Raw genomic sequence first — 20,656 nt, 5'->3', positions numbered from 1 at the left:
ATGTCAGCGCGCGCAATCGTAAACTTAAATTAAAACGAAAGAAATCGAAATATTGAATATTCGTTTACTTTCGAGTTAGGCTCTCCCGCGAAATCGAACCTTATAAAGGACAGCATTGATATGGGCCTTGGAACCAAAATTCGCCTGTCACGGCTGTTTTCTCATCCGTCGGGGCATTTATTCGGTGGCGCCGTCGACCACTTCGTTGGCTATGGCAACGTCCGCGAGGGCGGTCTTGCGGATCTGCCGGGCGCCCTGAAGCGGGTGATGGCTGGAGAGCCGGACTATATCAGCATTCAGCCGGGGGCGGCGCGTCACTTGTGGCCGGCCTATGCCGGCAAGGCGGCGCTGGTTATTCAAGCCGGCTGCTTTACGCCGGACGATCGAATCCGTCAGTTGATCGCGACCCCTGAGGATGCGGTGCGCTACGGTGCCGATGCTTTGGCCGTTGCCATTCCGGTGCGCGGCAATACCGAAGGCGAATACATTCGCTGGCTTACCGATACGGTCAACGCCGCTGCTCGCTTTGAAATGCCGGTCGTTGCGCATGTCTATCCCCGCGACTATTCAGACGGCGGCAAGATCGTATTCACCCCCGACGAAATCGCCTATGCCGTGCGGATCGGGTTTGAAACCGGCGTCGACGTGATCAAGGTCGGATACACCGGGGACTTCGCTTCATTCCAAGAGACTGTCGCCACTTGCCCAGTTCCCATCGTTATCGCGGGCGGTCCGAAGGCGGATAATCTGCTCGGAGCCCTGACACAGACCTCCGATGCCTTGCGCGCGGGGGCAAAGGGTGCAGTGGTGGGGCGAAACCTTTGGGGGCACGGCGACACGACGATGGCGGCGCGCGCCTTCAAGCTGGTCATTCACGGTGGTATGGCGCCGCAAGAGGCGCTCGCGGCCGCGGGCGGTTGACAGGTGACACGCAACCTTCAGGTTCTGGGCTTTGGGGCCCTGGCGATCGACGATATCATCTACGTCGACCGACCGCTGAGTGCCGGCAAAGGGAAGGTGATAAATCGCACTCAGGACCACGGCGGCAATGTAGCGACGGCCCTTGTTGCGGTCGCAAAGCTGGGAGGGCGGGCCGGTTTCATCGGCTGGTTGAATGATCAGCCTCTCGCCGATGTCAGCGCCCGCGAGCTTGAGCGGCACGGAGTCGATATATCCTTTGCACCGCGTCGCCCAGATGCCAGGCCCATACGTTCGGTGATCACGGTCGGACCTGAAGGCGACAGGTTTATCGCCTATGACGATGATGTGCCGCACGGAACCTCCGAGGCGCTGACCGATAGCACCCTTGCGCAAGCCCAGGTGCTGTTGATTGACGGCTATGCCGTCAACGCCGATATGGTTGTTGCGCGCGCCCGTAAGCTGGGCTTGGCGGTGGTGGCAGACATTGAATGGGCGATCGGGCCGGCAACCGAACGATTAATGAGCTTATCCAATCACCTGGTATTGCCATTGAAATTTGCGCAGACTTATTCTTGCGAAACCGACCCGACATTGATCTTGCGCAAGCTGTGGTCTGATGACCGGACCGCAGTCGTTCTGACCGACGGCGAACGAGGATCTTATATCATGCAGACGGGAGATGACGTTTTGTGGCATGTCCCGGCCTATAAGGTCAAAGCGGTCGACACGACCGGCGCCGGAGATTGCTTTCACGGCGCCTATGCCTTTGCCCTTACACAGGGAAAGCAGCCTGTCGCCTGCGCCGTTTACGCAACTGCCGCAGCGGCGATTTCCGTGACCGGCCCGGGTGGCCGTATGGCTCTGCCAGATCAAAGCGCCTGTCTCGCGTGGATGGCGAAGGATAATGCGCCCGTGCCCAGACCGATTGCGCCGCCAGACTGAGCGTTCATTACGCTGGTGCCCTGGAGATCGGAATAGCGCTGCACAGAAGACGGTTCGGTTCGATCTGCGGTCGCGCCGGGAGGGCTGTCCGGAGGATTGGATGGCGTGATAGTAGGGAGGAAGTGCCGTGGCTGTTGTTGTACTGGACAAGATTTGCAAGACCTTCGGAACGAAATTCCACGCAATCAAGGATCTTAGCCTGACGATAAATGATGGCGAGTTCCTTATCCTCGTAGGCCCTTCGGGATGCGGAAAATCGACGGCGTTGCGCATGATCGCGGGGCTGGAGGAGATCAGCAGCGGAACCCTGAGCATCGGTGGGGAGAATGTCGAGGATCTCGCGCCGAAGGATCGGGATATAGCGATGGTCTTCCAGAACTATGCCCTGTATCCGCATATGACAGTGTTCGACAACATTGCCTTCTCGATGAAGCTTGCGGGGAAAAGCAAGGAGGAGCGCACGAAGCGGGTCCATGAAATAGCAAAGACGCTTCAGTTGCATACGCTGCTCGACAGCAAACCGGCGGCGCTGTCCGGCGGCCAACGCCAGCGGGTCGCCATGGGACGCGCAATGGTGCGGGAACCGGCGGCCTTTCTCATGGACGAGCCCCTGTCAAATCTCGACGCCAAGCTGCGCGTGCAAATGCGGGCCGAAATCGTCAGCCTGCAAAGACAGCTGGGCGTGACGACAATCTATGTGACGCACGATCAGACCGAAGCCTTGACCATGGGCGACCGGGTTGCGGTCTTGAAGGGCGGCGTCCTTCAGCAGGTCGACACGCCAAAGACATTGTATAGTCGGCCAGTCAATGCCTTCGTCGCGGGTTTCATCGGCTCACCGTCCATGAACCTGTTCGAAGGCCGTTTGCAGAACGGCAGGATCAATCTTCCCACCTTTTCGATACCAGTGCCGACGACCGCATTCGAGCGCTCTCCCGGTTTGACGACGTTCGAGGGCAAGACGATCATCTTCGGCATCCGCCCAGAAGACCTTTACGACAGCAGTTTGGAATCCGGATCACGCTACGCGACGATTCCGGCAGCTGTAAGATCGATCGAGGAATTGGGCTCCGAACTGATCGTTCATTTGAATATCGAAGCGGTGCGTATCGACTCCGGCGACCCCGATGCCGTCGAGGACTTAAGCGGTGCAGCAAACGCCGTAGCGAAATTCGAAGCGGTCAGCTCGGTCCAGCCGGGCGCAATGATCGATCTGGCGATCGATGCGGCCAAGTTACACTTCTTCGACCCACAAACGCATTTGGCAATCTAAGCATGATCCGCGATAGCGGACCTGATTGGTGGGCAGCCGCAAGACCGCATGCTTGCTTTGATGCTCACAACTGTTGCCGCCAAGCTCTTCGCTCTTCGCTCTTCGCTCTTCGCTCAGCGGCGTGGCGTGTCCCGTATAGAGAGCCCTAGATTTCACGCCGTCTTGAAACCCTGTAACTTTGCAGCCGGAGGTCGGGTCCTTCTGTGCTGCTCGATGGTAACCCGAGCGCATCTGATCACGATCAGCTGGTCGAAGGCATTTTTGCGAGGTCAATGGCGCGCACGGTCCCGCTGAACCCCGCTTTTCTTCGATCAACGAGCCTTTCATTTGTTTTCCTTTGGGCGGGGTGCCTTTCATTTGTTTACGAAAGTAAAGAAATAATGCGACACGAGGAAGGTGTAGGTTAGAAAAAAAGCGTCTCGGGTTCCATGGACAAAGCCTAGATTATTCAATGCCTTGCTGGCTTTTTGTTCCTCCCTGGGCCCCGCCAGCTTTTTCCGATGACAGTTCTTCATTGACAGCTAGACCCCGAAAGGAACCTACTTTGGTCTCGATCGGGAGGATCGAGCAAAAATATCGTTTCTATGGGAGGGAAACATGAACGTCAGAAGATATATCATGGCGGCTCAGTCCGCTGTGGCGGTCTGGGCACTATGCGCCACCTGCGCCTTTGCTCAGACCAATCTAGAGTTCATTCAATGGTGGGAGCCCGAAATGCCCGCCGGTGCTCTGCGCAGCATCATGGACGATTTCGAGGCCGCAAACCCCGGCATCAAAGTGACGCTCGTCAGCGGCCCCTATTCCGCCACCCATGATCAGATCGTCGTTGGAGCCGCGTCGGGGACACTCAGCGATGTCGTTGGCCTCGACGGAGCATGGGTCAACGGCTTGGCAAAGCAGGGCGCAATCGCTTCGATGGACAGCCTGATGGCTGACGCCAAATATGATCAGAGCCAGATCGCCGACATTGTCAAGGTCAACGGGCAAAGCGTCATGTTCCCGCTTGCCTCGTTCGTCTACCCGGTCTTCGTCAATCTCGATCTGGCAAAGGCCGCCGGCATCGACAAGGCGCCGACGAACCGCACAGAATTCGCCGATGCGGCGAAGAAGATGACCAATGCGGACAAGAACCAATACGGTTGGGTGCTACCGCTTTCGTTGCAAAATCCCGGCGGCATCCAGAATGACGTGATGTCCTGGGTCTGGGCATCCGGAGCATCGATGCTGAAGGATGGCAAGCCCGATCTGGAAAACGCCTCCGTGGTCGGGACACTTGAATATATCAAGTCGCTGCAGGACGCCGGCGTCATCGCGCCTGGTATTTTTGCCAAGAAGGAACAGGACAAGGTCGAAGAATTCGTCAATGGCCGCGTGGGTATGATGATCGATTCACTCGCTCACATCAATCTCATCCGCCAGCGAAACCCCAATCTCAAGTTCGGCATCTCCGCCCTTCCAGCTGTCGACGGTTATACCGGCAAACGCGGACTGCCGTATGCTTCCTGGGGTATCGGCATCAGCGACAAAAGCGAACACAAGGCAGAAGCCTGGAAGCTCGTTGAATATTTGATGAGCCCCGAAGTGAACAGCCGTCTCGTGTCGGTCGCCAATGCCTTCCCGGGAAATATCCACGCCAAACCCGATTTCTCGAAATCGGACCCGCTGTTTGAAGAAGCCTTCAAGATATTTCAAAGTGGGAAGCTGGCCAACGAATTCGTCGGCCTGCCGGTGGCCGAAGATCTCATGCGGCAGATGAACGTTGAAGTTCAAAAAATGTTCGACGGTCAGCAAACCGCGAAGGAGGCGGCCGCCAACACACAAAAGCAGTGGTTGGTCGAGTTCGACAAGTAAGACGCCACCGACAGTCATCTGCAGCGTGATAGAGATTATCGCGCTGCCGATGCATCAGGACGAATTGATGCGTTTTACGATAGGCGGAAATCACATCTCATGAGCCTCGCCACAGAAACTATGATCCGGACGCAAGCCAAAACGCGCAAGCGTGGCATGCTGTCTTACAAAACGAGAAAGAGGCTTGTTCCCTTCTTCTATGTTGCCCCGGCGACGTTTCTGTTCTGCCTTCTGATGCTGTTTCCCATGATCACCGTCCTGCGCTATTCGCTGATGGACGGCGCGATCACGAAGAAGGACGCGGCTTTCGTCGGATTGCAGAACTATGTGACGATCTTCAAAGATCCGGTTTTCTGGCAGTCGGTCGGGCAGACACTCTACTTCACTGTGATGAGCGTCATCTTCCATCTTCTGATTGGTCTGGCCTTCGCCCTTTTGTTAAACAGCCAACGTGTCGATCCGTTGATCAGAAGCATCCTGCGGGTTCTCTACATTATGCCGTGGCTCTTCACTGCGGTGATCATCGCCATCATCTGGCGGTTGCTCCTGGATCCCAATGGGGTCATCAACAGCATCCTGATGACGCTGCATATCATTGACTTCAAGGTCGAGTGGTTCTCTTCGACGAAAACCGCGCTGCACGCCTTGACCTTTGCGAATATCTGGGCGGGATATCCGCTCTATATGGTGAGCCTTCTCGCTGGTCTTCAGGGCATCCCCAAGGATCTCTACGAGGCCGCCGGTATTGATGGTGCTAACGAGTTCCAGAAATTCCGCTACATCACGATCCCGCAACTGATGCCGATTATCATCAGCATTGCCTTGCTGGATTTCATCTGGACAATGCAGGTCTTTCCCCTCGTATGGATGACGACGGGAGGCGGTCCGATCTACGCGACCGAGGTGCTTAGCACCTACACCTACAAACTTGCGTTTTCGAGTTACGAATTCTCCCGCGCGTCGGCGAGCGCAATCTTCATTCTGATCATCTCGATGGGCGCCACATACTTCTACATCAAACATCAGAAGGCCAGGTGACCGGCAATGGCAAAGCGTTCTCTCAGTCGCACCATATTACCGACCCTGCTGACATATCTCGGGCTCGCGGTTGGTCTGGTCTTCGCGGGCTTTCCGATACTGTGGATGTTTTTCACTTCTTTGAAGTCAAACACCGAGATCTTTGCCCTGCCGCCGCGGCTGCTTCCCGACCATTTCACGAACGTCGCCTACCTGTCGATCTTCAACGACCCAGCGAAGATTCGTTTCTTCCTCAACAGCTATCTCGTCGCGGGAGTGGTAACACTCCTGACGTTGCTGATCGCCATTCTGACGGCCTATGGCTTCAGCCGGTATTCGTTTCGATTCAAAAATACGCTGAACGTGTTCATCATCAGCACGCAGACCGTCCCGCCGATCACGCTTTTGATCCCGTATTTCGGGATGGTGGTCGCCTTCGGCATTTTCAATACCTATTTTGCGCTGATTTTGACGTACATGGTCTTCACCCTGCCTTATGCGATCCTTCTGATGACCGGCTATCTCAATACCCTGCCAAGGGAGCTTGATGAGGCTGTGCTTGTCGATGGCGGGTCAAGTTGGACGGCGCTGTGGCGAGTGATCATCCCACTGTCAGTGCCTGGCATCGTCGCGACCGCGGTCTATACGTTTCTGTTGGCATGGAACGAATTCCTCTTTGCTCTGACTTTGACGAAGTCGATGGATATGCGGACTGTTCCCATTGGGATCGAGTTGCTTATGGGCCAGCATGCCTTCGAATGGAACGAGATGATGGCGATGAGCGTGCTAGGATCGCTCCCGCTTTTGCTCCTGTATCTGATCGCCCAGCGCTACTTCCTTGCGGGCATGGCAGCTGGTTCGGTAAAGAGCTAGCAGGCGTGCAGCCGGGCGGGAGCAATGTTTCACTGTTTGTGAATCGGCATGGGGTCCCGGCGCCGGTTCGAATATGAAACAATTGGTTTTGCTGAGGTGACGGGGCTCATTGCACGACGCCTATTCACAACTACCGCTTGATGGCGTGATTCTCAGGCGGAAGGATGACTGTTCGGTTTGAGTGTGGTATCGACGGCCGGTGGTAGCGCTGCCCGAAAAAATCTCGCCGTCTTAAACATCGTCAATCAAACCGGGTGGGCAGCCCGCGCTGCCCCACATTCGCGTGTTGTTTTAATCTCCGACCGGACGCTCGCGCATGTCAGCGTGTTGAGTTCCGCTGTGATCTGAAACGCTTTTCCGTTCCGGACCAATCATGGGGTACACCGCCAAATGGCAGACGGGGTGAATTTCGAATGGAATTCCACATGACTGCGCTTCACCGAGCGAGACATCTGACCTGGTTGGAACAATCACGCAGCGGTTTCAAAACCAACATTCCCGTCAGGCCCGCGGCGCCCGTCCTGCGACCGCCCCAGCCGCAATGGTCAGGACGAATTCATCGAGTTCGCGTCCTAGCCGATCAGACGGCAAGCCGACGAAGCGCGCTTCCAGGCTGATGCTGATCACCCCATGCACCGCCCCGAACAACGTGCGAGCACGAATTGCTCTATCCTCTGCAGGCATGTCCGGCTGCAGTTCCGCGAGGGGCTCAGCGATCACGTCCATCAGGAACAGATGTTCATCGAGATGCCACTGGGGCGTTGGACTGCCTTCGGGCGGATAGTGATCGAACAGGGCTTTCCACAGATTACGATGGGCAAGCGCAAACCTAAGATATCCCTGTGCCAAATTGCGCAGTCGATCGGTCGGGGTGCGGTTTTTGACTTCGGTGAGAGCCAACGATTCCTCCAGAGCTTTAAGCGTTGAGGAGTTGACCTGGATAATGAGCTCATTGAGGTCAGCAAAGACCGTATAAAGACCTCCCAACGCACAACCGGCCTCCTGGGTGACGTCGCGTGCGCGCAAGTTTGCTAGCCCTTCGTTGGCTATCCTGTTGCGTGCGGCGTCGATTAACCGGGCCTTCAGGTCCTCGCGTTTTTCTTCTCTTCGACTGGCCATTAACCACTCCAATTTGATTCGTGAACGTTGTTCAAAAAAAGCTTGAACAACGTTCACGGTTGTGACAAAACAACTTCGTGAACAACGTTCATAAATGGGAGATTCGAAATGTTCAACTTAATTGTCACACTGCTGCGGGGCAGGGCGCATGACGCCGAACGTGCTTTTGCCGACCGTAACGCCATTCCTCTGCTCAGTCAGCAAACTCGCGATGCGGCCCACGCCATCCAGTCTGCCCGCCGCGCAGTGGCGGTGGCAATTGCACAAAATGAGCGGGAAAAGAGCCAACACACCATGATCCTGTCCCGGATCACTGATCTCGAAACACGCACTCTTGTCGCATTGGAAAAAGGCAGCGAGGGTCTTGCCCGCGAAGCGGCCGACGCGATCGCCTATCTCGAAGCCGAGCGGGATGCGTCGGAAAAGGCCCAAGCCCAGTTCACAACGGCGATTGCCAAGCTGAAGGGGATCGTGCGTGCCGCTGAAGCGCGATTGCAGGATCTGCAGCGCGGCGAGCGGCTGGCCCGTGCAACGGAACAAGCCCAGAAACTTGATCTCGCGGCTACCGGATCGGGTCTTGCCACACTCGACGAGGCTGAGGATACCCTTGCGCGCCTTCGCGCTCGCCAAAGCCAGAACGATACGATTGCCTCCTTGCTTAAGGAGATGGACAGCGCGCCTCGCTCTGCCGGGATCATCGAGAAGCTTGCCAATGCCGGCTGCGGTGCGCCGTTGCGGTCATCCTCCGATGATGTGTTGGCGAGGCTCCGCACTCGTATCAACAACGCTGCCTGAAACGTACTTCACTTAACAAAAGGACCACGACGATGAACGACAGTTTTCAGAAGCATTCCTCCAGCTGGGTCAGCTTTTCATACATCTCCTTCGGCACGGCAGCTTTCATGCTTGCAGCCGGCCTTTACATGATGCCGCTCGACCTCTGGGGCAAAGGCTATCTCGCCATGGGCATACTGATGCTGGTGCAAACGACGGTGAACATCACCAAGACGCTGCGCGATAACGCTGAGTCGGAGAAGTTGATCCGCAAGATCGAGGACGCCAAGACTGAAAAGCTCCTCGTCAATTTCAATCGTGGCAACGAAAGCTAAGACTTCTTGATCACACCACAGAGTTGTTTCTGTCTGCAACTTTTGCGTAACCACTCTGTGGCTTTCTCTTGCGATCTAACAGGGAAACAGCCATGCACGGCAATCTTATGACATCGAGGAAGTTCGCTCCGTTATTCTGGACGCAGTTCCTCTCGGCCTTCAACGATAATTTCCTGAAGCAGACGCTTATCTTCCTGATCCTTGCGCAGATGGCTGCCGAGGGGGCTTGGCTCGTGACGCTCGCTGGCGGCATCTTTATCATTCCGTTCCTGCTGCTTTCGGCGCTGGGCGGCGAGCTTGCCGACAAATATGACAAGGCGCAGATGGCCGAAATCCTCAAGCGTTGCGAGATCGCAGTCGCGGCGATCTCCGTCATTGGTATCGCGCTGTCGTCGATCTGGGTCCTTATGCTGGCTCTTTTCGGATTCGGGGTTATCTCGTCGCTCTTCGGCCCGATTAAGTACGGCATTCTTCCCGATCATCTCGAACGTAAGGACTTGCCAAAGGCCAACGCCTGGATCGAGGGCGGCACCTTCATCGCCATCTTGACGGGCACGATCGTTGCAGCGCTTGCCTTCACGAATGGCGAGAATGTCTGGGTGTTCGGACCGATGATGATGGGGCTTTCGGTGCTTTGCTGGTTCGCCGCTCGCATGATCCCTGCGACCGGTTCAAAAGCGCCCGATCTCGTTATCGACAGGAATGTCTTCCGCTCAAGCGTTACACTCGTCAATGAACTGCGCGAAGACAAGCGAGTCTGGCGCTCGGCGCTAATGAATTGCTGGTTCTGGTTCGTGGGCGCATTCGTCATGTCGATGCTGCCCTTCATGGTTACGGAAATCCTTGGTGGTTCGGAGATCGTCGTCCCCGCCTATCTTGCCGTTTTCGCGATCTCCATTGCGGTCGGTTCAGCGATCGCCGGCTGGATGTCGGCAGGCCGCGTCGTCTTGCTGCCGGCGCCAGTCGGCACCGTCATAGTTGCACTCTTCGGAATAGACCTCGCTTGGAATCTGTGGGGCCTGCAGTCCGCCTCTCATGCTGAAACCATCACCGCCTTCTTTGCCGGCGCAAAGACCTTGCGTGTGGCGATCGATCTCGCCGGTATGGCCATTGGGGGCGCATTCATGGCCGTGCCGACGTTCGCGGCGATGCAGGCCTGGGCAAACGAAGCCCGCCGTGCCCGTGTGATCGGAGCTGCGAACGTTTTGTCCGCGTTATTTATCACAACCGGGCTTGCGCTGGTCGCGATCTTGCAAGCCGTCGGTGTCTCCGTTCCGATGATCATTCTAGGTCTTTCGCTCATCAATGTCGGCGTTGCCTGGATGATGTTGAAGACGCTGCCCACCAATCCGTTCCGTGATTTCATTTCCATATTGTTCCGTGCCTTCCTGCGCCTTGAGGTGGAAGGTTTGGAGAACATCAAGAAGGCTGGTCGGGCACCGATCATCGCGCTCAATCATGTGAGTTTTCTTGATGGAGCTCTGGCGCTTGCAATAACTGAGGAAGAGCCTGTTTTCGCCGTCGATTACAAGATAGCTCAGGCTTGGTGGGTTCGTCCTTTCCTGAAGATGTGCAAATTCCTTCCGCTCGATCCGACGAAGCCGATGGCGACACGTTCGCTCATCAAGATTGTCAACGAGGGCAATGCGATCGGCATCTTTCCCGAGGGCCGCCTGACGGTGACCGGGACGCTGATGAAGGTCTACGACGGCGCGGCTATGGTTGCCGACAAGACAGGATCGATGATCGTGCCCGTCCGTATCGACGGGCTTGAGAAGAGCTACTTCTCGCGCCTTTCGGCTGGCCAAGTTCGCCGTCGCCTCTTTCCTAAGGTCAAAGTGACGATCCTCGAGCCGGTGAAGCTCGACGTTCCCGCAGACATCAAGGGCCGCAAGCGCCGTATCGCCGCAGGCGCGGCCCTGTACCAGGTCATGTCGATGTTGATATTCCGTACGACGAACACCAATCTGACGGTCCTGGACCGTATTATCGAGACGGCTTTGGAAGGAGGTGGGGGAAAACTTGCAGTCGAGGATCCGATTAGCGGCCAGCTCTCCTATGCCAAGCTTCTCACCGGCGCTTCGGTTCTGGGTGCCAAGTTCAAGGCGTTGTTTCCCGATGAACAGGCACTTGGCGTCCTGCTTCCAAACGCCACTGGCACTGCTGCGACCGTTCTCGCTGTGATGTCAGCGGGCAAGGTTCCGGCGATGCTGAATTTCACCGCCGGCGCCGCCAATATCTTGTCAGCGTGCAGGGCGGCAGAGGTAAAGCAGGTTCTTTCCTCACGTGCCTTCGTCGAGCAGGGCAAGCTTGGTCCCGTGATCACCGAGCTCGAAAAAGAGATGAAGATCGTCTGGCTCGACGAACTGCGCACGACAGTTACCGTCGTGGACAAAATTCGGGGCTTCCTCAACAGGTACACGCCGCTGGTCAAGCGCAGGGCCGGTGATGCCGCCGTGATCCTGTTCACATCTGGTTCGGAGGGAACGCCGAAGGGTGTTGTTCTCACCCATCGCAATATTTTGTCAAACGCCGCCCAGGCGGCCTCGCGCATCGACTTCCATTCCGGGGATAAAGTCTTCAATATCTTGCCGGTGTTTCATTCCTTTGGTCTGACGGCGGGGACCGTTCTGCCATTGGTCTCGGGCGTGCCGGTATATTTCTATCCGTCGCCACTTCACTACCGCATCGTGCCGGAACTGATCTACACTTCCAACGCGACCATCATTTTCGGGACCGATACTTTCCTGAACGGCTATGCCCGAACTGCGCACCCTTATGACTTCCGATCGATCCGATACATCTTTTCGGGTGCCGAGCCCGTCAAACCATCGACCCGCGAGACCTATATGGAGAAGTTCGGCCTGCGTATCCTTGAAGGCTACGGTGTTACTGAGACGGCACCCGTGATCTCCCTCAATACGCCAATGTTCAACCGCTCAGGCACCGTCGGCAAGATCATGCCCGGCATGCAGTCGAAGCTCGAGCCGGTTCCGGGTATCGATGAGGGTGGTCGCCTTTTCATCCGCGGCGCCAATGTCATGGCCGGCTATCTCCGCGCTGAGAACCCTGGCGTGATCGAGTCGCTCCCTGATGGCTGGCATGACACGGGCGACATTATCACAATCGACGATGATGGCTTCGTCAGGATCCGTGGCCGTGCCAAGCGCTTCGCCAAGATCGGCGGCGAGATGATTTCGCTCGCTGCCGTCGAGGCGCTTGCCGGCCAGTTGTGGGCCGGGGCCCTTTCGGTCGTTTCATCTATTCCGGATGCAAAGAAGGGTGAGCGACTGGTGCTGCTGACAGATGCGCCAAACGCTACTCGCGCTGAATTCGCGGCCTTTGCCAAATCCAGGGGAGCGATGGATATGATGGTTCCGGCGGAAATCAAAATCGGCAAAGTGCCAGTGCTGGGTTCGGGAAAGGTGGATTTTGTTGCAGCGAGCAAGATTGTCCAAAATTTGGAGCCATCGCAGCACGCCGCGTGAAGCCTCACACAAGGCGTGTAAAAATTGCTGCTTCAGCATGCAAGGAATTGTAGGGGTGGGCGCTATGCAAAGCGGATTTTTCCGCTGATGGTCCTATTTGCGTAAGCGATGGGGTGGACGCCCCCAGTCGACGGCATCCGACGTGCCAGAATGGTTGCGTTGGAGCCGTGAAAGAGGGAAGCGTCATCCATGGAAGAGATTTGCATAATCGGCGGGGATTTGGCGAAGAGAACCATCCAGGTCCATGCAGGCGAGGCAGATGGCGCGGCGATTTTTCAACGGAAGGTCTCGAGTGGCAAGCTGCTGCAATTCTTGCCATCCATCGAACCCTGCACGGTCGCGATGGAGGCTTGCGCCGGCAGCCATCAATGGGGTCGCGATTTCGCAAAGCTTGCGCACGACGTCAAATTGATGGCGCTCATCTATGTCACAGTTAGCGCTCGCACCCTTCCTCAAGGATCGCCGCCCTCACGGAGAGCGGCGATAAATGAATCGTCTTGGGCGTTAGGCCGGCAGTTGGAAGATCCAGTTCGCGATCAGGACTATCGCCAGACCGCCGGCAAGTGCGACATAGGGAAGGATGCCCGCCTTTTTCGTGCCAAGGTCCTGACCTGTCAGGCCCAGATCGTCCATCGCTCCTGCAGGGAATTTGCCGCCGTCCCGCACATAATGGCGATACGCAAAGACCGGGAGGATGACGGCGGCGAAGGCGAAGCCGACCCAAAGTGCGTTGGCATAACCCCAGACCTTTGCGCCGGCGCCGAGGAAGAGGGCATTGACGAAGGCGAGAACCGTGTTAAGGCCGATCAGCCAGCTCGGCGCCTTCCAGGGACGTTCGATGTGGCCGGAATCCATGCGATGGATCCAACCGGAGTTCAGGTTGAGGAAGTTGAAGATAATGTAGCCGACATTCGAGACGGCGAGCACGAAGAAGTAGCCGCCGACATCCGATGCGATCGCCAGAAGGAAGAGGTTGAAGGCGAAGTCCGTCCACATGGCACGGGTCGGCGCGCCGTTCTCATTCACATGGTCGAGGTATTTCGGCAGCCAGCCGTCTTTGGCGCCCTGATAGAGCGTGCGTGAGGATCCCGCCATCGCCGTCATGATCGCCAGGAAGAGTGCCATGATCATCAGGACGACGAGAAGCTGGGTGATAATGCGGCCCGCGCCGATCAACCCACCGAGGGCTTCCGCTACACCGGTACCGTCGATGATTCCAGGTGCCAGCATGCCGGCATGGCCGAGCACACCCTGGAAGGCGAAGGGCACGAGGAAGAAGAACAAGCAGCATGCCAGTCCGGAATAGAAGATCGCCTTGAAAGTATCGGTCTTCGGGTTCTTCAGTTCCCGGGTATAGCAGACGGCCGTTTCGAAGCCGTAAGTAGACCAAGCGGCGATATAGAGGCCGCCAAGGAAGAGTGTCCAGCCGCCGTTGCTCCATGTACCGTCCGCGTCTGAATATGCTGCCGTCGGCGGAAGGAGGCCTGTGACGTTCGCAGCAACGATCTGACCGCTGAGGATAGGGTAGATGCCGATCAAAAGCAGCGGCACGAGCACAATGATCGCCAGCCACTTCTGCACGCTTGCGGTTTCCGAGATGCCGCGATGCTGGATGGCGAAGATGATCAGCATCAGGATGCCGCCGATGAAGAAAGTGGCGTTGATGTTGGCGGTAGCGAGGAACGGAATGCCGAAGCTTGCGAGTGACCAATTGCGGACCGCCGGCGTCAGCGCCGCTACCGCATCCGTGCTCAGCAAGGCTTTGATGGCATCGTCCGGCGCCGTGCCGGCATGGGCTGTTATGTATTCTGCGACGCGCGGGCTATCGGCCGTGATTGAAGCGGCATGCGCGGCAATCCAGTCGAGGGCTGCTTGCGAGTCAGCTGCCGGAATCGGAAAAAATGCATTGAGAATATAACCGGCGGCGATGGCGCAACCGAGCGAAAGCACCGGCGACCAGGCAAACCAGTTGCACCAGACCGAAAGCGGCGCAATGAACTTCGAATATCGCAGCCAGGCGGTCGCGCCATAAACGGAGGCGCCGCCGGATTTATTGCCGAACATGCCGGCAATCTCTGCATAGGTGAAGGATTGCAGGAAGCCCATGATCATGGAAATGATCCATACGACAAAGGCGAGCTTGCCTGTCGTGCCTGCAATGCCGCCGATGGAGAAAAGGACGAGTGGCGGCACTCCCGCAGCCACCCAGAATGCACCCTTCCAGTCGAGGGCACGTATAAGCTTACCTTCGGTGCCGGCCGAAATCCCGGCGTCCACTACGTCTGTCATTGCTGAAGTTCCCCATTCGATTGTTCCGGACGTCTCTTCGTGCGTCTCCCTGAACGTGCCTCTCCCGGTATTTCCGGGGCCAGCCTGGTTTTTGGCGATCCGCGTTCCCGCACGGATTCTGAGCTTTGACCCTTGATGCATAGTGAAGATATTTTCTTTTTAGTCAATATGGTTTACTTTCCGACGGCATTTTGTAACGTTGTTTGGCGGGCGAAAGCGCGCTTCCAACCCCATGAGGGTCAAATGCGAGATCTCCATCCGGCGATGACCGGGGTGCGGCCGGCTTCCCCGAGCATCGTCCGCTATCCGGGCATTCCCGCGCTGCCGCAGGGCACGGAGCGCTACCGCGTCAAGGGCGGCGGCTCGTTGGTCGTGCGCGTCGAGGTCGCTGACCACGTGACCGTCACCGACATGGAAGGCGGTCAGCCGTGTGAACTTTCCTTTGTCGATGAGGCTGGGCGTTTCTTGTCGGCAGGTCTCGGCGCGACGTTCACCAATGCCGCCGAGGGCTTGAAGGCCATCCTGTCGACGGGGGAAGACAGTGCTATCCGTACCCGCGCTGCGCTTGCCCGTCGCGGCGCTGATCTTACGGCGGCTGGCGCGCTACGTCTCTTCGGAGCGGCAGCGACGCCGGGAAGCTCCGCGGAATTCACCATCGCCCTGAAAGGTCTCTTGATTGTCGCTGCTCCCGCAGGCGTGATGTTGCCGCAGGCGCAGGATACGGCGACGCCGATCGAGATTAGGATCAGGCGGAGCCAGCTCATTCACGATTATTCCTCGGCCTTGCCCGAGCCGATGGCCGATCCGATCGAGGATATCCGCATCAAGGCGGCAACAGCCTCAGCCTATTTCGTCCGCGCTGGCGAATTTATTCAGATCATCGACGTCTATGGGCGGCAATGCACGGATTTTCAGGCTTTCGCCGCCCGCAAGGTGGATAAAGGCCTCGATCTGGCCCTGGATTCGACGGTCACCCGCACGCTGCTCGGCCGCAGCTACCCGATGCCCGGCCTGCCGTCAAAGGCGTTCGATCGCGATTTCGAACCTCTCGTGGAGATCGTCCAGGACACGGTCGGTCGTCACGACGCCTTCGCAACCGCCTGCAACTCTCGTTATTATGACGATATGGGCTATCCCGGCCACGTCAATTGCACGGACAATTTCAACGCTGCGTTGGCGCCCTACGGGATTGCGCCTCGCAAGGGCTGGGAAGCGCTCAACTATTTCTACAATACGAACATCGATCACAATAACCAGCTCTACCTCGACGAGCCTTGGTCGCGCCCGGGCGATTATGTGATGATGCGGGCGCTGACCGATCTCGTCTGTGTCTCCTCCTCATGTCCAGACGATATCGATGCCGCGAACGGCTGGGATCCGACGGATATCCATGTCCGAACCTTTTCCGGAAAAGAAAAATTCTCACGAGCGGTAGCCTATCGCATGACACCTGACTCCGACGCTGAACTGACGCGCGAAACCGCCTTCCACCCACGCCTTTCGGCACTCACGAGGGATTACGCGGAATATCGCGGCTACTGGCTGCCGAACCGCTTTTCCTCCGAGGGCCCCGTCGAAGAATATTGGGCCTGCCGGGAGAGGGCAGTCGTCATCGACCTCTCGCCGCTGCGAAAATTCGAAGTGACCGGTCCCGATGCCGAGGAACTGCTGCAATATTGCCTGACGCGCGACGTGCGTAAGCTGTCGACCGGACAGGTCGTCTATTCGGCCATGTGCTACGAAAACGGTGGCATGATCGATGACGGTACGCTTTTCCGTCTTGGCGACAAAAACTTCCGCTGGATCGGTGGTGATGATGCAAGCGGCATCTGGCTGCGCGAGCAAGCGGAAAAGAAAGGCTTTAGGGCCTGGGTCCGCTCCTCAACCGACCAGATGCACAATATCGCTGTGCAGGGACCGAAGAGCCGCAACATCCTGAAGGAAATCCTCTGGACGGCGCCGCGCCAGCCGGCGATCGGCGAACTCGAGTGGTTCCGGTTCACGGTTGGGCGCATCGGGGACTTCGAAGGCGCGCCTGTCGTCGTCTCGCGCACCGGCTATACGGGCGAGCTCGGTTACGAGATCTTCTGTCATCCGAAGGACGCGCTTAAAGTGTTCGACGCGGTTTGGAAGGCCGGTGAGCCGCATGGCTTGAAGCCTATGGGCCTCGAAGCGTTGGACATGGTGCGCATCGAGGCGGGGCTGATATTCGCCCATCACGAGTTCACCGACCAAACCGATCCATTCGAGGCCGGCATTGGTTTCACCGTGCCGCTGAAATCCAAGGCGGATGATTTCATCGGCCGCGAAGCGCTGATTCGGCGCAAGGAGCATCCGCGTCATCTGCTGGTTGGGCTCGACGTGCAGGCCAATGAGGCGGTTGGCCATGGAGATTGCGTCCACATCGGCCGCGCTCAGGTGGGTGTGATCACCAGCGCTACCCGCTCACCTATCCTCGGCAAGACCATCGCTCTCGCCCGTATCGACGTCACGCATGCGTCTGTTGGAACGGCGGTGGAAATCGGCAAGCTGGACGGCCACCAGAAACGCTTGCCGGCGGTCATAGTACCGCTATCGCATTATGATCCTCAGAAGACGCGGCCGCGCTCTTAAGCTTCAGCCCGACTTGAGCTGGGCGTTTGAGATCGCGCGGGCGGCCTCCTCAGAGGCGTTGGCAAGCGCGCGCATTTCGGCTGCAAGCACGGCAAAGCCTGACCCTGCCATACCGGCACGTGCCGCCTCGATGCCGGCATTGACGGCAAGCAGTTTCAAGTAGCGCAGCGATTGCAGGATCTCATTGGTTTTCGATGCCGTGACGCGCATACCTGCCGTCTGCTCGTCGATACGCTGGTAAAGGGACTCAATGTTTATGATGCTGCCTTCGAGGTAGAGCAATTCGCCATTCTCGGCCCAAACACCACCGCCGGTTTCGGTCACCCAGATGAAATTCCCGTCTCGATGGCGGATCCGGTACTCCATCGTCCAGTCGGTACGCCGTTCGAGCGCCAGGCCGACGACCTGGTCCATGATCGGCACATCCTCCTCACACATGATGGAGGTGAAGGTCCGCGTCCGGTTGCCGATGATCTCGTCAGCGGGATGGCCGAAGATGCGCTCGATGCCGTTCGTCATCTCCAGCATAGTGTAGTTTTCGTCGGCACGGCAGCGGTAGAGAAATCCGCTCATGCGGCTAAGAATGCTCGTTTGAAAATCCATCAAGTCCACGTTCGAAGTGAGTTGCAGGTGAAATTGCTTCGTCTCATTTGATAGACCCACGAAAGGATCGCGATGAACGACCTTTTCGCGGTTAAGGGAGGACTTGGAATGCTTCAGTTGCGCAGATACTCGTCCATCGAATCGTCGAGAGCTTCAACCCACGGCGTATGGTGCCTCGGCGACATATTGCCGGTCATCAGTGATCGATAGGCGTGATCACGAAAGCCCATGATATTTTCCGCCTTATGGTGTTCCCATTCCATGAAGGTTCTATTCGTGCCTTCGATGTCGAAGCTCGGGTAGTCGGTCTCGGCGAGCAGCTCTTTCACGTAGTCTCCCTGATACCAGATCATCTGCTCGGCATCTTCGAGCGTCTCCTCGCGGGCACGCCACATGTCGAAATTCGCCTTCAGTTCTGCTTCCGGCGGCAGCTTGATGCGGCCCATCATGACGTCGCGCGCCCACCAGGCTTGTACGTCGAACATGTTGAAGGTGTAAAATTGGTCCTGCATGCCGATGTAGAAGAGCTGTGGGTTCTTGTCGAAAACAACGCCCTTGTAGAGGCCGTCTGCCCAGAGCCGGTTGGCAGTCTTCAGTCGTAATTCGTCCGGCAGAAAGGGAAAGTGGTGCTGGTAGCCGGTGCAGAGGATCAGCGCATCGACTTCCTTCATGGAGCCGTCGAGAAAATGCGCAGTCTTGTTTTCGAGCCGGGTCAAGAGCGGCCGCTCCTCGAAATTCTCCGGCCAATTGAAGCCCATAGGCTTCGACCGGTAGCTCGTCGTTACCGACCTGGCGCCGTATTTCCAGCATTGCGAACCAATATCCTCGGCCGAATAGCTACGGCCGACGATAAGGATGTCCTTGCCCTTGAATTCCAGCGCGTCACGAAAGTCGTGCGCATGTAAAACACGGCCGTTAAAGGTCCTGACACCCTCAAAATAGGGAACGTTCGGCGTCGAGAAATGACCGGTCGCAACCACGACATAATCGAATTCCTCGTCATACATGCGGTCCTCGATGCGGTTGTGGGCCGTCACCGTGAATTTCTTCGTCTCCTCGTCGAAGCGCACCATGCGCACGGGCGTGCTGAAGCGCACCCAATGGCGGACATTCGCCTTTTCGACACGGCCCTTGATGTAATCCCAAAGCACCGCGCGTGGAGGATAGGAGGCGATTGGTTTGCCGAAATGCTCCTCAAAGGAATAATCGGCGAATTCCAGGCACTCCTTCGGTCCGTTCGACCAGAGGTAGCGATACATGCTTCCGTGGACCGGCTCGCCATATTCGTCAAGCCCCGTGCGCCAGGTGTAATTCCAAAGCCCGCCCCAATCTGCCTGCTTTTCGTAGCAGACGATCTCCGGGATTTCAGCCCCGTTCTGGGCAGCCGATTGGAAGGCGCGCAGCTGTGCCAGTCCGGAGGGACCGGCGCCGATAACGGCAACTTTTGTCATGAAGCATTCCCCTCTTGGTATATTGCATTGCTTCGGCGCATCGTTGCGCGTTAATCCGGGAAGATGCCGAGGCTGGTGGGCGCCCCGTCATCATATTTCGCAAGCCAGTTGATCGTGTCCTCGCGGTAGCGGGTGAGCCCCTTGTAGTCGATGAGTTCCGTCGGCAAGGTTCTCAGCACGCGTGGCATGCGTCGCGCCCATTTCGGCACGGTGACCAGCTCGCCCATGTTCATGAGGTAGCAGCGGATGACGAAGAGGATGGCGTTCGAACGCGGCAGGCGCCACAGACTCTGCAGCTCGACGCGCAGATGTACCTTCTCGCCAACATTCTCTGGTGTCACGGTCGTGCGATCCGGCCCCCATTTGTGGTAGTTTTCTGGGCTGGTATCAAGCCGTGGATTGATCGTCATCGTCCAGTTGAATCGGCGCGTCGGCTTTCCCTGCTGCAGGTTCAGGAGGAATTTTAATGCGCGGTCGAAGACGCCGATCTGGTGGGCGAGTGGCACGGGTCCGTGCCACTCCATGAAATTCATGCCTATGTCGAAATCGAGCGACCAGTCGGCCTGGGTCGTCACCATCCCGGCATCCATCCAAAGATTGCCGTCGCGCTGGTCGACTATGCAGAAATCACCCTGCGCCTGCCGCGTGATATATTCGAAGGGCTCGTAGGGCAGCGTCGAGACATCGCCGAAGGTGAAAGTGTCGTCGATGCAGAGCGGCCGGTTGATCCAGCGCCACTGGTCGCCATTCCTCGTGAGGGTGAAGTGCTCGGGATAGCCAGCTGCCTGCTCTTCCATCAGAAGCTCGAGCGTATCCCACTGCGCACTCATCATATGGGGGAGGGCCTGATAGCGGAGCGAATCCTCCTTCAGCACCAGCATCCGGTCATGCATCTCTGCGACATAGTGCTCATCGACGTCAATCAGGTTTTCGAAGACGGTCCCCGGTCTGCCGCGCACGTGCGGCTCCATGTTGACGGAATACATGTACTCGTCGCGATCGAAGGGGAACGGGAAACGGCTGATGTTCTCCGGGCTGTTCCGGTAGCTGAAGTCGTCGCGGAAACTTTCCTGCTTGAAGGCGATTGCCATGTCGTTCTCCTTGTTC

Annotated in this window: 15 protein-coding genes; 10 read left to right on the top strand and 5 right to left on the bottom strand. The window is 57.4% G+C overall.

Annotated features, from left to right (window positions below):
- Positions 1 to 120 precede the first annotated feature (120 nt).
- The 6 genes from ACZ9DP_RS11310 (at position 121) to ACZ9DP_RS11285 (ending at position 6,877) form a co-directional block, all read left to right on the top strand.
- Positions 121 to 921 (top strand): beta/alpha barrel domain-containing protein, encoded by an 801-nt coding sequence (locus ACZ9DP_RS11310; RefSeq protein WP_022713937.1) that lies wholly within the window; start codon positions 121 to 123, stop codon positions 919 to 921.
- A gap of 3 nt (positions 922 to 924) precedes the next feature.
- A complete protein-coding gene (locus ACZ9DP_RS11305; protein ID WP_476201700.1) occupies positions 925 to 1,863 on the top strand; it encodes a PfkB family carbohydrate kinase in 939 nt (312 codons plus the stop codon).
- A 127-nt stretch (positions 1,864 to 1,990) separates the two neighbouring features.
- Positions 1,991 to 3,136 carry an ABC transporter ATP-binding protein gene (locus tag ACZ9DP_RS11300; RefSeq protein WP_074071343.1) on the top strand — a complete coding sequence of 382 codons (1,146 nt, stop codon included), beginning with the start codon at positions 1,991 to 1,993 and terminating at the stop codon, positions 3,134 to 3,136.
- A gap of 597 nt (positions 3,137 to 3,733) precedes the next feature.
- On the top strand, positions 3,734 to 4,987 hold the full coding sequence (locus ACZ9DP_RS11295; protein ID WP_476201698.1) for an ABC transporter substrate-binding protein: 1,254 nt from the start codon (positions 3,734 to 3,736) through the stop codon (positions 4,985 to 4,987).
- Positions 4,988 to 5,107: 120 nt separating this feature from the next.
- Positions 5,108 to 6,025, top strand: a complete 918-nt coding sequence (locus ACZ9DP_RS11290; protein WP_418336821.1) for a carbohydrate ABC transporter permease — start codon at positions 5,108 to 5,110, stop codon at positions 6,023 to 6,025.
- Between the two features lie 6 nt (positions 6,026 to 6,031).
- A complete protein-coding gene (locus ACZ9DP_RS11285; RefSeq protein ID WP_040114897.1) occupies positions 6,032 to 6,877 on the top strand; it encodes a carbohydrate ABC transporter permease in 846 nt (281 codons plus the stop codon).
- Between the two features lie 501 nt (positions 6,878 to 7,378).
- On the opposite strand, the gene ACZ9DP_RS11280 is transcribed toward ACZ9DP_RS11285, so the two are convergent.
- Complete coding sequence (locus ACZ9DP_RS11280) at positions 7,379 to 7,996, bottom strand: TetR/AcrR family transcriptional regulator (protein ID WP_194731615.1); 618 nt, start codon at positions 7,994 to 7,996, stop codon at positions 7,379 to 7,381.
- Positions 7,997 to 8,104: 108 nt separating this feature from the next.
- Here ACZ9DP_RS11280 and ACZ9DP_RS11275 point away from each other — a divergent pair, with 108 nt between their 5' ends.
- The 3 genes from ACZ9DP_RS11275 (at position 8,105) to ACZ9DP_RS11265 (ending at position 12,593) form a co-directional block, all read left to right on the top strand.
- Positions 8,105 to 8,791, top strand: a complete 687-nt coding sequence (locus ACZ9DP_RS11275; RefSeq protein ID WP_476201697.1) for a PspA/IM30 family protein — start codon at positions 8,105 to 8,107, stop codon at positions 8,789 to 8,791.
- Between the two features lie 32 nt (positions 8,792 to 8,823).
- Positions 8,824 to 9,105, top strand: a complete 282-nt coding sequence (locus ACZ9DP_RS11270) for a YiaA/YiaB family inner membrane protein (protein ID WP_028739465.1) — start codon at positions 8,824 to 8,826, stop codon at positions 9,103 to 9,105.
- A gap of 92 nt (positions 9,106 to 9,197) precedes the next feature.
- On the top strand, positions 9,198 to 12,593 hold the full coding sequence (locus ACZ9DP_RS11265) for an acyl-[ACP]--phospholipid O-acyltransferase (RefSeq protein WP_476201696.1): 3,396 nt from the start codon (positions 9,198 to 9,200) through the stop codon (positions 12,591 to 12,593).
- 504 nt (positions 12,594 to 13,097) lie between these two features.
- Here the strand turns inward: ACZ9DP_RS11265 and ACZ9DP_RS11260 are convergent.
- Positions 13,098 to 14,882, bottom strand: coding sequence for an APC family permease (locus ACZ9DP_RS11260; protein ID WP_283073458.1), 1,785 nt, complete (start codon positions 14,880 to 14,882; stop codon positions 13,098 to 13,100).
- A 243-nt stretch (positions 14,883 to 15,125) separates the two neighbouring features.
- Here ACZ9DP_RS11260 and ACZ9DP_RS11255 point away from each other — a divergent pair, with 243 nt between their 5' ends.
- Positions 15,126 to 17,495 (top strand): DUF1989 domain-containing protein, encoded by a 2,370-nt coding sequence (locus ACZ9DP_RS11255; protein WP_476201695.1) that lies wholly within the window; start codon positions 15,126 to 15,128, stop codon positions 17,493 to 17,495.
- A 3-nt stretch (positions 17,496 to 17,498) separates the two neighbouring features.
- Here the strand turns inward: ACZ9DP_RS11255 and ACZ9DP_RS11250 are convergent, their stop codons facing one another.
- The 3 genes from ACZ9DP_RS11250 to ACZ9DP_RS11240 form a co-directional block, all read right to left on the bottom strand.
- Positions 17,499 to 18,098: a methyl-accepting chemotaxis protein gene (locus ACZ9DP_RS11250; RefSeq protein ID WP_239601375.1), complete on the bottom strand. Its 600-nt coding sequence runs from the start codon at positions 18,096 to 18,098 to the stop codon at positions 17,499 to 17,501.
- Between the two features lie 113 nt (positions 18,099 to 18,211).
- The gene (locus tag ACZ9DP_RS11245; RefSeq protein WP_239601372.1) at positions 18,212 to 19,549 is read right to left on the bottom strand and encodes an NAD(P)-binding domain-containing protein; all 1,338 of its coding nucleotides are present in this window, start codon (positions 19,547 to 19,549) and stop codon (positions 18,212 to 18,214) included.
- A 50-nt stretch (positions 19,550 to 19,599) separates the two neighbouring features.
- The gene (locus ACZ9DP_RS11240; RefSeq protein WP_476201694.1) at positions 19,600 to 20,640 is read right to left on the bottom strand and encodes a heme-dependent oxidative N-demethylase family protein; all 1,041 of its coding nucleotides are present in this window, start codon (positions 20,638 to 20,640) and stop codon (positions 19,600 to 19,602) included.
- Positions 20,641 to 20,656 lie beyond the last annotated feature (16 nt).

It is taken from the genome of Rhizobium sp. USDA 4016, from assembly GCF_056279705.1.
Note: the sequence above shows the minus strand (reverse complement) of the source record. Positions and strands in the feature narration are given on the sequence as shown.